Annotated in this window: 13 protein-coding genes; 10 read left to right on the top strand and 3 right to left on the bottom strand. The window is 62.7% G+C overall.

Annotated elements, in window-relative coordinates; translation table 11 throughout:
* Positions 1–114: 114 nt before the first annotated feature.
* Positions 115–399 (top strand): hypothetical protein, encoded by a 285-nt coding sequence (locus CRO06_RS13580; RefSeq protein WP_097058653.1) that lies wholly within the window; start codon positions 115–117, stop codon positions 397–399.
* Between the two features lie 39 nt (positions 400–438).
* Here CRO06_RS13580 and smpB read toward each other — a convergent pair whose 3' ends face one another.
* Positions 439–915 (bottom strand): SsrA-binding protein SmpB, encoded by a 477-nt coding sequence (gene smpB, locus CRO06_RS13575; RefSeq protein WP_022993562.1) that lies wholly within the window; start codon positions 913–915, stop codon positions 439–441.
* A gap of 140 nt (positions 916–1055) precedes the next feature.
* Here smpB and CRO06_RS13570 point away from each other — a divergent pair, with 140 nt between their 5' ends.
* Positions 1056–2456, top strand: coding sequence for a sodium-dependent transporter (locus CRO06_RS13570; RefSeq protein WP_022993561.1), 1401 nt, complete (start codon positions 1056–1058; stop codon positions 2454–2456).
* Between the two features lie 4 nt (positions 2457–2460).
* Entirely contained in the window at positions 2461–2757 is a 297-nt protein-coding gene (locus CRO06_RS13565) for an RnfH family protein (RefSeq protein WP_022993560.1), read from the top strand.
* 7 nt (positions 2758–2764) lie between these two features.
* Here CRO06_RS13565 and CRO06_RS13560 read toward each other — a convergent pair whose 3' ends face one another.
* Complete coding sequence (locus CRO06_RS13560; RefSeq protein ID WP_022993559.1) at positions 2765–3172, bottom strand: outer membrane protein assembly factor BamE; 408 nt, start codon at positions 3170–3172, stop codon at positions 2765–2767.
* 109 nt (positions 3173–3281) lie between these two features.
* Between CRO06_RS13560 and fur the strand changes: the two genes are divergently transcribed.
* Entirely contained in the window at positions 3282–3686 is a 405-nt protein-coding gene (fur, locus tag CRO06_RS13555; RefSeq protein WP_014996190.1) for a ferric iron uptake transcriptional regulator, read from the top strand.
* A 120-nt stretch (positions 3687–3806) separates the two neighbouring features.
* Here fur and recN read toward each other — a convergent pair whose 3' ends face one another.
* On the bottom strand, positions 3807–5477 hold the full coding sequence (gene recN / locus CRO06_RS13550) for a DNA repair protein RecN (RefSeq protein ID WP_097058652.1): 1671 nt from the start codon (positions 5475–5477) through the stop codon (positions 3807–3809).
* A gap of 245 nt (positions 5478–5722) precedes the next feature.
* Here recN and hrcA point away from each other — a divergent pair, with 245 nt between their 5' ends.
* From hrcA to carA, 6 genes are all read left to right on the top strand, one after another.
* Positions 5723–6766, top strand: coding sequence for a heat-inducible transcriptional repressor HrcA (gene hrcA, locus CRO06_RS13545; RefSeq protein ID WP_097058651.1), 1044 nt, complete (start codon positions 5723–5725; stop codon positions 6764–6766).
* Between the two features lie 227 nt (positions 6767–6993).
* Positions 6994–7587, top strand: a complete 594-nt coding sequence (gene grpE, locus CRO06_RS13540; RefSeq protein ID WP_022993555.1) for a nucleotide exchange factor GrpE — start codon at positions 6994–6996, stop codon at positions 7585–7587.
* A 113-nt stretch (positions 7588–7700) separates the two neighbouring features.
* Complete coding sequence (gene dnaK, locus CRO06_RS13535) at positions 7701–9623, top strand: molecular chaperone DnaK (protein WP_097058650.1); 1923 nt, start codon at positions 7701–7703, stop codon at positions 9621–9623.
* Positions 9624–9721: 98 nt separating this feature from the next.
* On the top strand, positions 9722–10855 hold the full coding sequence (gene dnaJ / locus CRO06_RS13530; RefSeq protein WP_022993553.1) for a molecular chaperone DnaJ: 1134 nt from the start codon (positions 9722–9724) through the stop codon (positions 10853–10855).
* A gap of 47 nt (positions 10856–10902) precedes the next feature.
* Positions 10903–11730, top strand: a complete 828-nt coding sequence (dapB, locus tag CRO06_RS13525; RefSeq protein ID WP_022993552.1) for a 4-hydroxy-tetrahydrodipicolinate reductase — start codon at positions 10903–10905, stop codon at positions 11728–11730.
* Between the two features lie 258 nt (positions 11731–11988).
* Positions 11989–13119 (top strand): glutamine-hydrolyzing carbamoyl-phosphate synthase small subunit, encoded by a 1131-nt coding sequence (gene carA / locus CRO06_RS13520; protein WP_026948185.1) that lies wholly within the window; start codon positions 11989–11991, stop codon positions 13117–13119.
* Positions 13120–13145: the final 26 nt, after the last annotated feature.

Here is a 13145-nt window from a genome sequence, read left to right as displayed (position 1 = left end):
GCGAAGGGCTGCGGGGACACCCATGTGATCCACACGATGACTTACAGCGAGCCCCCAATCAGACTGAGAAAGTGGCCGTTGATCAAGGCATCGTCATTCATTGAGGAGAAAACGATGAAGACGATCTTTCGGTCAGCCAAAGAGGGTGCCACCTATTTGCTGGCTCCAATAACCGCGCGGCCCTTGCTGGCCCGCAGTTTGCAGTTACTGCTGGTGCTCTGTGCCTATGGCGCGGGTGTGCTGGTGGTGGAACGGGTTTCCGGAGACGCCCGGGTGCCGGTGATTCTGTTCGCGGTGTACTTCCTGCCGGCGGTGTTGCGCTCCTGGTTGCTGTTCTACTGGTGTGTCCGTGACGAGGTAAAGGCGCTGATGGCTAACCATCGCCACACTGCCTCCTGACCGTCCCGCACTGCCTGATCAACGCGCCTCGGCGTCGCGCTAGTTGCGGCGCAGGAGGCGTTGTTTCTGGCGATTCCAGTCGCGTTCCCGCTCGGTGGCGCGCTTGTCGAACTTCTGCTTCCCTTTGGCCAGGGCGATGTCCAGCTTGGCCAGTCCGCGCTTCCAGTACAGGCTCACCGGCACGCAGGTGTAGCCGTCCTTTTGCACGCCGCTGAAGATGCGGGCGAGTTCGCGCCGGTGCAGGAGCAGCTTGCGGTTGCGCAGCGGGTCCGGGGTGATGTGAGTGCTGGCGGTGGGGAGCGGCTCGATGCGGGCGCCGAACAGGTAGGCCTCCCCGTCGCGGAGCAGGATGTAGGCCTCCGACAGGTTGGCTTTCCCTTCACGCAGGGATTTCACTTCCCAGCCTTCCAGCGCGAGTCCGGCCTCGAAGTGCTCTTCCAGGTGGTAGTCGAAGCGCGCCTTGCGGTTCTGCGCCACGGTGCTGGATGGTGTTTTCGCTTTTTTCGCTTTGCCCATGGGGGCGCGATTATAGAGACAGCCCGGTGCTTTAGCGAGCGTCATTGGCATGCCGGCATGGACGGCCTGCGGTTTTGCGGCTTGAGCGCCTGTCGCAAAATCAACACAATGATCGCATTTCACCAAGGGGTAAGGTTTGCATGAAGCAAGGTGACAAGCCGGTCCACGGCATGTGGACCAGCCGGTGGGCGTTTATTCTCGCGGCTACCGGATCCGCCGTCGGGCTCGGCAATATCTGGAAGTTCCCGTATTTCGCCGGGGAATATGGCGGTGGCGCCTTCGTGCTGGTCTATCTGCTGTGTATCGCTCTGGTCGGTGTGCCGATCATGGTGGCGGAGGTGATGCTCGGGCGCAAAGGCGGCATGAGCCCGGTGCATACGATGAAAAAGCTGGCGGCGGAGAGCAAGGTGAGCCGCCGCTGGGCCGGGATCGGTTACATGGGAGCCCTGGCCGGGTTCCTGATCTTGTCGTTCTATTCGGTGATCGCTGGCTGGACGCTCTATTACATCTGGGACATGGCGCAGGGAGGTTTCCAGGGCATCTCCGCCGCCGGCTCTCTGGCCCATTTCGAGGGGATGCAGGCGAACGCCTGGTTGATGTTGGGTTGTCACACCGCCTTTATGGTTCTGACCATGTGGGTGGTGGCCCGTGGCGTCAGCCGGGGGTTGGAAAAAGCGGTGCAGGTGCTGATGCCGCTGCTGTTCGTGCTGCTGATTGGCCTGGTGGTTTACGCCAGCACCACGCCGGGGTTCGCCCAGGGCGTGAACTTCATGTTCCACTTCGATTTCTCCAAGCTCTCCGGCGAGGCGGTAATGGCCGCTCTGGGGCAGGCGTTTTTCACCCTGAGCCTGGGGATGGGCGCGATCATGGTGTACGGCGCCTATATGCCCCGTGAGGTCCAGGATCGCCGTACCGGCAAGACCCGGCGGGTGTCGATCGTCTCCACCGTGGGGATCATCGCGTTACTGGACACGCTGGTGGCGCTGGGAGCGGGTTTGGTGATTTTTCCGGTGGTGTTCAGCAATGGCCTGGAGCCTTCTCAAGGGCCGGGGTTGCTGTTCGTGACCCTGCCGTTGGCGTTCGGTCAGATGCCTGCTGGCGTCATTGTCGGGACGGTGTTCTTCGTGCTGGTGATGTGCTCGGCGCTGAGTTCCTCGATTTCCCTGGGTGAGCCGATGGTGGCCTGGCTGGTGGAGCGGGGGCTGGGACGGCCGCTGGCGGCCTTGGCCGTGGGGCTGACGGCCTGGGTGATCGGTGTTGGCACGGTGCTGTCGTTCAATTACTGGAAGGACGTGACCTTCCTGGTGGGCACCTTCTTCCAGAATATCGATTTCCTCGCCTCCAGCCTGATGTTGCCCCTGGGGGGGCTGTCGATTGCCATTTTCGCCGGCTGGGTCATGAAGGAAACGCAGGCCCGCAAGGAGTTGGCGATGAAGAGCTTCGGGCTGTACATGGTGTGGCGGGCGGTGGTGCGTATTGTCGCGCCACTGGCGGTGGCGGCGGTATTCCTCAATGCCCTGATCGGCGCCCTGGGAGGTTAGGCCCATGGCTGGGACTATTCGCGTCGAAGTGGTTTACGCCTTGCCGGAGAAGCAGAAGCTGATCGCGGTGGAGGTGCCGGAGGGCGCTTCCATGCTGGATGCCGTGACCGCTTCGGGTATTGCCGAGCATTTCGATGGGCTGGATCCGGCGAGGGTCAGCATGGGGGTGTTTGGCAAGGTCGAGCCGAATCCGGCGGGGCGCAGGCTGGCGGAAGGGGAGCGGGTGGAAATCTACCGGCCGCTTAAAGCGGATCCGAAATCAGCACGCCGGGCCAGGGCCCGGCGTGCCAGCCAAGGCTGAGATTGGATCAGTTGGCGGCTTCCTGGCGCCGGTCCTCGGCGCGCCGCAGCAATTCTTGATCCTGGTGGCCGGAGGTGCGCTCGCGCAGATCGCTGGTGACCTGGCCGTCGTAATGACTGTAATGTCCCTGGTCGAAATGCACCACGATCTGTTGTTCCACCATCTCCCCGTTACCCGGCTGGTACTGCAGCAGGTAATACCAGGTGTTGGGGGTGAACGGGTCGGTCAGCGTGGGCGGACCGAGCACGAAGCGAACCTGCTCGGGGGTCATGCCCGGTCGCAGGCCGGACAACATATCCTCGGTGACCACATTCCCCTGGGGAATGTCGATGCGGTACACCCCCGGGAAGCGCAGGGAGCTGCAACCGGCCAGCAGGGTGGTCAATATGGCAAAAAGGGCGATGATCCTTGGCATGGGTTTTCGACTTGGCATAATGTTCGGGCGATAATACAGACTTGAACGGGGGGAACAAGGTTCCCTGAAAGTCAGGCGATCCCCAAAAGGCGGCTACGGAGCAAGTACATTGGATAATCAGGATCTTAGAAAGGCTGGGCTCAAGGTGACCTTGCCGAGGGTGAAAATCCTTCAGCAACTGGAATCCTCCGATTCCCGGCATCTCAGCGCGGAAGACATCTACAAGGCGCTGATGGAGGCCGGCGAGGATGTGGGGCTGGCCACCGTCTATCGGGTGCTCACTCAATTCGAGCAGGCGGGCATCGTATTGCGCCACAATTTCGAGGGAGGCTCCGCCGTATTCGAGCTGGCCGATGAGGGCCATCATGATCATATGGTCTGCACCGAGACCGGTGAGGTGATCGAGTTCGTCGATGAGGAAATCGAGAAGCGTCAAAAGATGATCGCCGACAAGCACGGCTACGACATCGTCGACCACGCCCTGGTGTTGTACGTTAAGCCGAAGCGCAAATAACTGATCGGCCCAGGCCCGGTTCACCGCCAGCCAGCCCGACGCCGCATAGCGGCGCCACGCCCGCAAGCCCCGCTCCCCGACCCAATCCCCGTGCCTCAGGGCACGGGCGGTGGGGTTTTGTCAGGCCACTTCCTGGCCCTTCTCGAGCATTTCCCGGGCATGGGCCAGGGTGGAGTCGGTGATCTCCACGCCGCCCAGCATCCGCGCCAGTTCCTCCACCCGGGCATCCGGGGCGAGGGGCTGGATGCGGGTGCGGGTGGTGTTCTTGCCCTGAATTTTGTGCACTTGCCAGTGCTGATGTCCCTGGCTGGCCACTTGCGCCTGGTGGGTGATGCACAGTACCTGGGCGTGTTCGCCCAGTTCCCGCAGCAGGCGGCCGACGATTTCGGCCACCCCGCCACCGACCCCCACATCCACTTCATCGAACACCAGGCTGGGCACCGTCAGGTTGCGCGCGCAAATCACCTGGATTGCCAGGCTGACCCGGGACAATTCGCCGCCGGAAGCGACCTTGGCCAGCGGCCGTAATGGCTGCCCGGGATTGGCGGAAAAACGGAATTCCACCAGATCCAGGCCTTCGGCGCCGGGGCTGTCGTCTTCCACCACGGTTTCCAGTCTGGCGGCTTTCATGCCCAGGGCCTTGAGCTGGGTGGCGATCTGACGAGTGAGTGTGGTGGCGGCGGTCTTGCGGGCCTTGCTGAGCTTGCGGGCTTCGCTCATGTAATGTTCCTGGGCGTCTTGCTCCGCTTTGGCCAGGGCCTCCAGGTGCTCATCGAAGTGCTCCAGGGTGTCCACTTCCCGGGCCAGTTGCTGGTGATGCTCCACCAGTTCTTCCGGGCGCACCCGGTGTTTGCGGGCCAGGCTGTAGGCCTGCCCCAGGCGCTCTTCCACTTGCGCCAGCCGCTCCGGGTCCAGGTCCAGGCGGTCCAGATAGTGACGCAGGGCTTCGGCGGCCGCTTCCACCTGCAGGCGGGCGGATTCCACCGTGTCCAAAGCTTCCGACAAAGCGTTGTCGTGGTCGCGGGCTTCTTCCAGCCAGTGGCGGATCTGGCCCAGTTGATCGTTACAGGTGCCTTCCTCGCCGTCGTACAGGGCCGCCACGGATTGCTGGCACAGGCGGATCAGGGCGTCGGCGTGGCCCAGGCGTTGTTGTTCCTGATCCAGCTCCGCCAATTCGCCTTCGGCCAGAGACAGGGCGTCCAATTCGTCCAGTTGGAAGCGCAGCAGTTCCTGGCGCTCGTTCTGTTCGCGGGCGCCGGTGAGAGCCTGGTCGTGCTCCTGGCGGGCCTGTTGCCACTGGCGCCAGGCGTTTCGCACGGAAGCCGCCAGATCGCCGGCGCCGGCGAAATTGTCGAGCAGTTGGCGGTGAGTGTCCCGATGCAGCAGGGCCTGGTGTTCATGCTGGCTGTGAATGCTGATCAGCAACTCGCCGAGCTGACGCACGTCGGCCAGGGGGGCCGGCGTGCCGTTGATATAGGCCCGGGAGCGGCCGTCGGCACGGACCGTGCGGCGCAGCAGGCAGTCATCGCCGTTATCCAGTTCCCGCTCTTCCAGCCAGGCCCTGGCCTGGGCGTGGTTGGCCACGGTGAAACTGGCCAGCACTTCCGCCCGTTCGCAGCCCGGCCGAACCACGGCGGAATCCGCCCGTTCTCCCAGGGTCAGGGAAAGGGCATCGATCAGTACGGATTTGCCGGCGCCGGTCTCGCCGCTGATGACGGTGAGGCCGGATTCCGGTTCCAGCTCGAGTTGATCGACGGTGGCGAAATGGCGAACGCTCAAGTGAGTGAGCATGTACGGAACCCCCGTGTTTCCTGGTTTGGGCGTTTGTAGCGGGTGGCGCGGCGGTACTCGCTGCGCGGCTCGGACAACTGTTATTCTGACCAGTGCCTCGTTGATGTTAGGCGATTCCGGCCGCGAGCGTAAGAGCAAGGTGAAGAGGAGTAACACTGGACGGCGACCGTTTCGCTGGCAACAATCGGCAATGGGTGGGCGCTCCGCCCATCCCGATTGGCAGTAATGGGTGACGAAAGGCAGCTGTGGAACTCAACGAACGCAAGCAACGGTTACTCATGGCCCTGGTGGAACGTCACATCCGTGACGGCCAGCCAGTGGGCTCGAAAACCCTGGCCCAGGGGGGCGGCCTGGCGGTAAGCCCGGCGACCATCCGCAATATCATGGCGGAACTGGAGGATCTGGGGTTGTTGATCAGTCCCCACACTTCGGCGGGCCGGGTGCCCACCGAGCGTGGGTATCGCCTCTATGTGGATACGCTGCTGGCGTCCAGCGCCATGCGCAGCCCGGATCACCAGCAGTTGCGTGATGAATTGCGCCAGTTGCTGGCACCGGATCAGTCGCCGCAGGAGTTGGTGTCCCAGGCATCCCGTACTCTGGCGGAACTGACCCGCATGGCCGGTCTGGTGGCGGCGCCAAGACGCCAGGTCAGCACGCTGAGGCAGGTGGAGTTCCTGCCGCTGTCCGGTCAGCGCGTGCTGGTGATTCTGGTGGTGAACCGCTCCGAAGTGCAAAACCGTATCATCCATACCGCCCGCCAGTACGATGAGACGGAATTGCGCCAGGCCGCAAACTACATCAATCACACCTACGGTGGTTGTGACCTGGACGCCATCTGTGACGGCCTGTTGAGCACCATGGCGGCGGACCGGGCGCAGATGGACGCGCTGATGCGGACCACCCTCGACGTGGCCGGTCAGGCCTTGAGGCAGCCCGGGGAAGAAGAGTCCGATTACGTGGTGTCCGGGGAGTCCAATCTGCTGGATACCGCCCAGGCCGACAGCATCGACAAGCTGCGGGACCTGTTCAACGCCTTCAACCACAAGCGCGATATCCTGCATTTGCTGGAGCGCAGCATGAAGGCCGATGGCGTGCAGATCTTCATCGGCCGGGAGTCCGGCTACCAGCCGTTCGAGGAGTATTCGCTGGTGTCGGCGCCGTACCGGCTGGAAAACGGCCCGGTGGGCGTGCTGGCCGTGGTCGGCCCCACCCGCATGGACTATGAAAAAGTCATCCCCACCGTGGATATCACCGCCCGCATCCTGTCCGCCGCCCTCAATCAACTGTGAAAAGCAGTGAACAGTGAATAATGAGCAGTGAATAGCGGCCCGGCTCCGCGAAAAGGGAGGGCGCGGGCACGGCATTGGTGCTCGGAGGTGTCCTCGCGCGCGCTGTTAGCTCTTCACTATTAACTGTTAACTGCTTTCTCGCTTGCCCTTGAATCCGCTCAACCTGTTCCCATATCTTTGCCCGCCTTCCCGAGATGGATCCCGCATTCGGGTATTTTGGAGTGGATATGAGCGATCAGGACAAACAGAAACCCCAAGATGAGGCGGTGACCCAGGATTCAGAACTGGAGAACCCCCAACCTGCCGCCGAGGTGGCTGACGAAGAGGCCGCCGCGGAGCCGGATGCGGCCCGGCAGCTGGCTGAGGCGCAGGAGCAGATGCAGCGTCTGGAGAAAGCGTTGGCCGAAGCGGACCTGCGTGCCCAGGCGGAAATCCAGAATGTGCGCCGCCGTGCTGAACGCGAGGTGGAGAACGCCCATAAGTTCGCCCTGGAGAAGTTCGCCGGTGATCTGCTGTCCGTGGCGGACAGTCTGGAGCGTGGCCTGTCCACCCTGGATGCCGAGGATGAGGCGCTCAAGCCCGCCCGCGAGGGTCTTGAGCTGACGCTGAAGGTGCTGATGGATGCCTTCGGCCGGCACAACCTGGAGCAGGTGGATCCCCACGGCGAGCCCTTCAATCCGGAGCGTCACGAAGCAATGACGATGATTCCGGCCCCCGGGGCGGAGCCCAATACCGTGATTGACGTACTGGAGAAAGGCTACCTGCTCAACGGCCGCTTGATCCGTCCGGCGCGGGTGGTGGTCAGCAAGGCGGAAGGTTGATCCGGCTCCCTTGAAAAGACTCGGGGCGCCGCCATATAGCTGGCAAGTTCATTGAGGTTCAACTGTCCGGGTGGCCTTTGGCATTCGGATCGTGTGAAGGAGAAACAGACGTTATGGGTAAGATTATTGGTATCGACCTTGGCACCACCAACAGCTGTGTGGCTGTGATGGAAGGTGACAAGACCAAGGTGATCGAAAACGCCGAGGGCGCGCGCACCACGCCGTCCATCATCGCCTACACCGAGGACAACGAGGTGCTGGTGGGTCAGGCCGCCAAACGGCAGGCGGTGACCAACCCGCAAAACACCGTGTACGCGGTGAAGCGCCTGATCGGCCGCCGTTTTGAAGACGAGGTGGTGCAAAAGGACATCAAGATGGTGCCCTACAAAATCACCAAGGCCGACAATGGCGACGCCTGGGTCGACGTGAAGGGCGAGAAAATGGCGCCCCCGCAGATTTCCGCCCAGGTGCTGAAGAAAATGAAGAAGACCGCGGAGGACTATCTGGGTGAGCCGGTGACCGAGGCCGTCATCACCGTGCCCGCGTACTTCAACGATTCTCAGCGTCAGGCCACCAAGGACGCCGGCCGCATCGCCGGTCTGGACGTGAAGCGGATCATCAACGAGCCCACCGCCGCGGCCTTGGCCTATGGTCTGGACAAGAAGGGTGGTGATCGCACCATCGCGGTGTATGACCTGGGTGGTGGTACCTTCGACCTGTCCATCATCGAGATCGCCGAAGTGGACGGTGAGCACCAATTCGAGGTGCTGGCCACCAATGGTGATACCTTCCTGGGTGGTGAGGATTTCGACCTGGCGCTGATCAATTTCCTGGCGGATCAGTTCAAGGCGGACTCCGGCATCGATCTGGGCGGCGACCCGCTGGCCATGCAGCGCCTCAAGGAAGCTGCCGAGAAGGCCAAGATCGAGCTGTCCTCCGCCGAGCAGACGGAAGTGAATCTGCCCTACATCACCGCGGATTCCACCGGTCCCAAACACCTGGTGGTGAAAGTGACCCGGGCCAAACTGGAGTCCCTGGTGGAAGGGCTGGTGAGCCGTTCCCTGGAGCCCTGCAAGACCGCGCTCAACGATGCCGGCGTGAAAGCGTCCGACATCACCGACGTGATCCTGGTAGGTGGCCAGACCCGGATGCCGCTGGTACAGAAAAAAGTGGCTGAGTTCTTCGGTAAGGAAGCGCGCAAGGACGTCAACCCGGATGAAGCCGTGGCCATTGGCGCCGCCATTCAGGGTGCCGTACTCAGCGGTGACGTGAAAGATGTGCTGCTGCTGGACGTGACCCCGCTGACTCTGGGTATCGAGACCATGGGCGGTGTGATGACGCCGATCATCGAGAAGAACACCACCATCCCGACCAACGCGTCGCAGGTGTTCTCCACGGCGGACGATAACCAGACCGCGGTGACCGTGCACGTGCTGCAGGGCGAGCGTAAGCAGGCGGCGCAGAACAAGTCCCTGGGGCAGTTCAACCTGGAAGACATTCCGCCGGCGCCGCGCGGCGTGCCGCAGATCGAGGTGACCTTCGATATTGATGCCAACGGCATTTTGCACGTGGGCGCCAAGGACAAGGCCACGGGCAAGGAACAGTCGATCCAGATCAAGGCGTCTTCCGGTTTGTCCGACGATGAGATCGACAAGATGGTGCGCGACGCCGAGGCCCACGCCGACGAGGATCGCAAGTTCGAGGAACTGGTGCAGACCCGCAATCAGGCGGATCACCTGGTTCACGCGACTCGCAAGACCCTGGAGGAGGCGGGCGACAAGGCCACAGAGGAAGAGAAAGAGGCGATCAATAAAGCCATCTCCGATCTGGAAGCCGCGCTCAAGGGTAACGACAAGGACGACATCGAGGCCAAGACCAAGGCGCTTACCGAGGTGTCCGGTTCCCTGGCACAGAAACTGTATGCGGAGGCGCAGCAGGCCCAGGGCGGCAACGCCGGTGATGAACAAGGCAAGCAGGCCGCAGACGATGTGGTCGATGCCGAGTTCGAAGAAGTGGATGACGACAAGAAGAAGTAAGTCGAAATCCGCCGGACGTTGACGCCGGGCGCTTGGCGCTGCCGAGAGCAGCGCCAAGCGTCCGGCGTTCGGCGTCTGGCGCCATATAAAGGCTCACTATGTCCAAACGCGATTATTACGAAGTGCTGGGGGTGTCCAAGGACGCCAGTCAGCAGGATCTGAAAAAGGCCTATCGACGCCTGGCGATGAAATACCATCCGGACCGTAATCCGGATGACGCCGAGGCGGTGGCCAAATTCAAGGAAGCCAAGGAGGCCTACGAGGTCCTGTCCGACGAGGACAAACGAGCTGCCTACGACCGCTTCGGCCATGCCGGAGTGGAAGGCCAGGGTGGCTTCGGCGGAGCCGGTGCCGGAGGTTTCGGTGGCGGCGGCTTCGGCGACATCTTCGGCGATATTTTTGGCGACATCTTCGGTGGCGGCGGCCGTGGTGGCCGCGGCCCGGCCCGTGGCGCGGATCTGCGCTATACCCTGGAGCTCAGCCTGGAACAGGCGGTACGCGGCTGTGAGGAGAAGATCAGGATTCCCTCCTGGGACAGCTGTGAGGTGTGCCATGGCACGGGGGCTGAAGCCGGCGAGGAGCCGGTGACTTGTCCCACCTGTAACGGTATGGGGCAGGTGCGCATGCAGCAGGGCTTCTTCACCGTGCAGCAGACCTGTCCGGCCTGTCACGGCGAAGGCCGGATCGTCAAGAATCCGTGCCGCAACTGTGGCGGCCAGGGCCGGGTGCAAAATACCAAGACGCTGTCCGTTAAGATCCCGCCGGGAGTGGATACCGGTGACCGTATCCGTCTGGCCGGTGAGGGTGAGGCGGGCATGCACGGGGCGCCGGCTGGCGACTTGTATGTCCAGGTGGCGGTGCGTGAGCACGAGATTTTCAAGCGTGACGGCAGCGATCTGCACTGCGAGGTGCCGGTGAGTTTCGTGGACGCCGCTCTGGGCGGTGAACAGGATGTGCCCACCTTGAACGGCAAGGTCAAACTCAAGGTGCCGCCGGAGACGCAGACCGGTAAGCTGTTCCGGCTGCGTGGCAAGGGGGTGACCCCGGTGCGGGGTGGTCCGCCGGGCGACCTGATCTGCAAGGTGGTGGTGGAGACCCCGGTCAAGCTGAGCAGCGAGCAGAAAGATCTGTTGCGCAAATTCCAGTCCTCCCTGGACAAGGGTGGTAATCGGCACAATCCCCGCCGAACCAGCTGGTTCGAGGGCGTGAAGCGCTTTTTTGACGGGCTTTAAGCTCTGGACGGGCTCTGAGGGCAACCCTCTGAAATAGGGTGAAAACCATGAAAGTAGGCATCATCGGCGCCGCCGGGCGCATGGGGCGCATGCTCATCGAGGCGACGCTGGCCAATCCGGAAACCGAGCTGGCGGCGGCGGTGGACGTGCCGGGTTCTTCCCTGATCGGGGTGGACGCCGGTGAACTGGTGGGCGCGGGCAAGCTGGGCGTTACCGTGGGTGATGATCTTGCCGCGGTGGCGGATCAGGCTGATGTGTTCATCGATTTCACCGTCCCGGAAGCGACGGCGCGCAACATCGAGACTTGCCGTCAGGCGGGCAGCCGTCTGGTCATCGGTACCACCGGTCTGAACGATGAACAGAAGGCGCGGTTGCGCGCTGCCAGCGAGGAGGTGGCGATCTGCTTCGCGCCGAACTACTCGGTGGGCGTGAATCTGTGCTTCAAGCTGCTGGAAACCGCCGCCGCCGTGCTTGGCGATGACGTCGATATAGAGATTATCGAGGCTCATCACCGCCATAAGATCGATGCGCCGTCCGGTACCGCTCTACGCATGGGTGAAGTGGTGGCCCAGACCCTGGGGCGGGACCTCAAGGAGTGCGCGGTGTACGGTCGGGAAGGCCGCACCGGTGAGCGTGACCGTCAGACCATCGGATTCGAGACCATCCGTGGTGGTGATATTGTTGGCGATCACACCGTCCTGTTCGCCGCCGAGGGCGAACGGGTGGAGATTACCCATAAGGCATCCAGCCGCATGGCCTTTGCTCGCGGAGCAGTGCGCGCCGCTCTGTGGCTGGGCGCTCAGCCCAAGGGGTTGTTCGATATGCAGGATGTGCTTGGGCTGGCGGGAGAGAGTGCCGGCTGGGGCGCCCGCTGAGATTGGCCGCCACGGTGCCGCTGACGGGCTTCCGCCCGTGACACTGGCGGCCGAAAGCACTAGAATAGGTCAAGCCTGAGGGCGCGTGGGGCGCATGAATCGCTGAATAACATGAAAAAGCGAGGTGGAGGAATCCACCTCGCTTTTTTGCGACCGGCCCCCGCCCCGAATCTTCCAAGGGTTTGTCCGCTGTATACGGTGTTGCCCGCCCTGGCTTCACGCGGACAACCCGGAACCCTATCAGCCTTGGAGGTTGCGTTGACGGTACCCGCCATACTCGCATTAGAAGACGGCAGTCTCTTTCGGGGTGTTGCCATTGGCGCCACGGGTGAGACCGTGGGTGAGGTGGTGTTCAACACCGCGATGACCGGATATCAGGAAATCCTCACGGACCCGTCCTATGCCAAGCAGATCGTCACACTGACGTATCCGCACATTGGCAACACCGGGGTCAATGAGGAGGACGAAGAGTCCTCCCGGGTGTGGGCCGCCGGCCTGATCATCCGGGATCTGACCCTGACGGTAAGCAGCTGGCGTGCCGAGCAGTCCCTGCCGGAGTACCTGCAGCAGCGGAACATCGTGGCCATCGCCGATATCGACACCCGCCGCCTGACCCGCATCCTGCGGGAAAAAGGGGCTCAGAACGGTTGCATCGTCGCCGGTGATGATATCGACGAGGAAAAAGCCCTGGCCGCCGCGCGCGCCTTCCCCGGTCTCAAGGGGATGGATCTGGCCAAGGAGGTCAGCGTCAGCGAGCCCTATACCTGGACCGAGGGGACCTGGGTTCGCGGCGAAGGCCATCGTCCTCAGGCGGAGGCCCTGTTCAACGTGGTCGCCTACGATTTTGGCTGCAAGCGCAATATCTTCCGGATGCTGGCGGACCGCGGCTGCAAGCTGACCGTGGTGCCGGCCCAGACCCCGGCGTCCGAGGTGCTGGCGATGAACCCGGACGGCGTCTTCCTGGCCAATGGTCCCGGTGATCCGGAACCTTGTGATTACGCGATCCAGGCGATCCGCGAGATTCTGGAGCGCAAGCTGCCGCTGTTCGGTATCTGCCTGGGGCATCAGTTGCTCGGCCTGGCCAGCGGCGCCCGCACCATGAAGATGAAGAACGGCCATCACGGCGCCAACCACCCGGTCAAAAACGTGGAAGACGGTACGGTGATGATCACCAGCCAGAACCACGGTTTCGCGGTGGACGCGGAGACCCTGCCGGATAATCTCAAGGTGACTCATGTGTCACTGTTCGACGGTACGCTGCAGGGCGTGCATCGCACCGATGTGCCGGCGTTCAGTTTCCAGGGGCACCCGGAGGCCAGTCCTGGTCCCCACGACTGCGCGCCCCTGTTTGATCACTTCATCGAGTTGATGGAGGCGCACCGCGCCTGAGACGCGCCGGACGCCTCACCCCTGGC

The sequence above is a fragment of the Alloalcanivorax xenomutans genome, from assembly GCF_900217905.1.
Lineage (GTDB): Bacteria > Pseudomonadota > Gammaproteobacteria > Pseudomonadales > Alcanivoracaceae > Alloalcanivorax > Alloalcanivorax xenomutans.
This window is presented reverse-complemented; position numbering and strand designations above follow the sequence as displayed.

Bases quoted from the DNA above. Each gene is read 5' to 3' on its own strand.
- CRO06_RS13580 (WP_097058653.1), top strand. From the start codon at position 115: ATGAAGACGATCTTTCGGTCAGCCAAAGAGGGTGCCACCTATTTGCTG.
- smpB (WP_022993562.1), bottom strand. From the start codon at position 915: ATGGGCAAAGCGAAAAAAGCGAAAACACCATCCAGCACCGTGGCGCAG.
- CRO06_RS13570 (WP_022993561.1), top strand. From the start codon at position 1,056: ATGAAGCAAGGTGACAAGCCGGTCCACGGCATGTGGACCAGCCGGTGG.
- CRO06_RS13565 (WP_022993560.1), top strand. From the start codon at position 2,461: ATGGCTGGGACTATTCGCGTCGAAGTGGTTTACGCCTTGCCGGAGAAG.
- CRO06_RS13560 (WP_022993559.1), bottom strand. From the start codon at position 3,172: ATGCCAAGGATCATCGCCCTTTTTGCCATATTGACCACCCTGCTGGCC.
- recN (WP_097058652.1), bottom strand. From the start codon at position 5,477: ATGCTCACTCACTTGAGCGTTCGCCATTTCGCCACCGTCGATCAACTC.
- grpE (WP_022993555.1), top strand. From the start codon at position 6,994: ATGAGCGATCAGGACAAACAGAAACCCCAAGATGAGGCGGTGACCCAG.
- dnaK (WP_097058650.1), top strand. From the start codon at position 7,701: ATGGGTAAGATTATTGGTATCGACCTTGGCACCACCAACAGCTGTGTG.
- dnaJ (WP_022993553.1), top strand. From the start codon at position 9,722: ATGTCCAAACGCGATTATTACGAAGTGCTGGGGGTGTCCAAGGACGCC.
- dapB (WP_022993552.1), top strand. From the start codon at position 10,903: ATGAAAGTAGGCATCATCGGCGCCGCCGGGCGCATGGGGCGCATGCTC.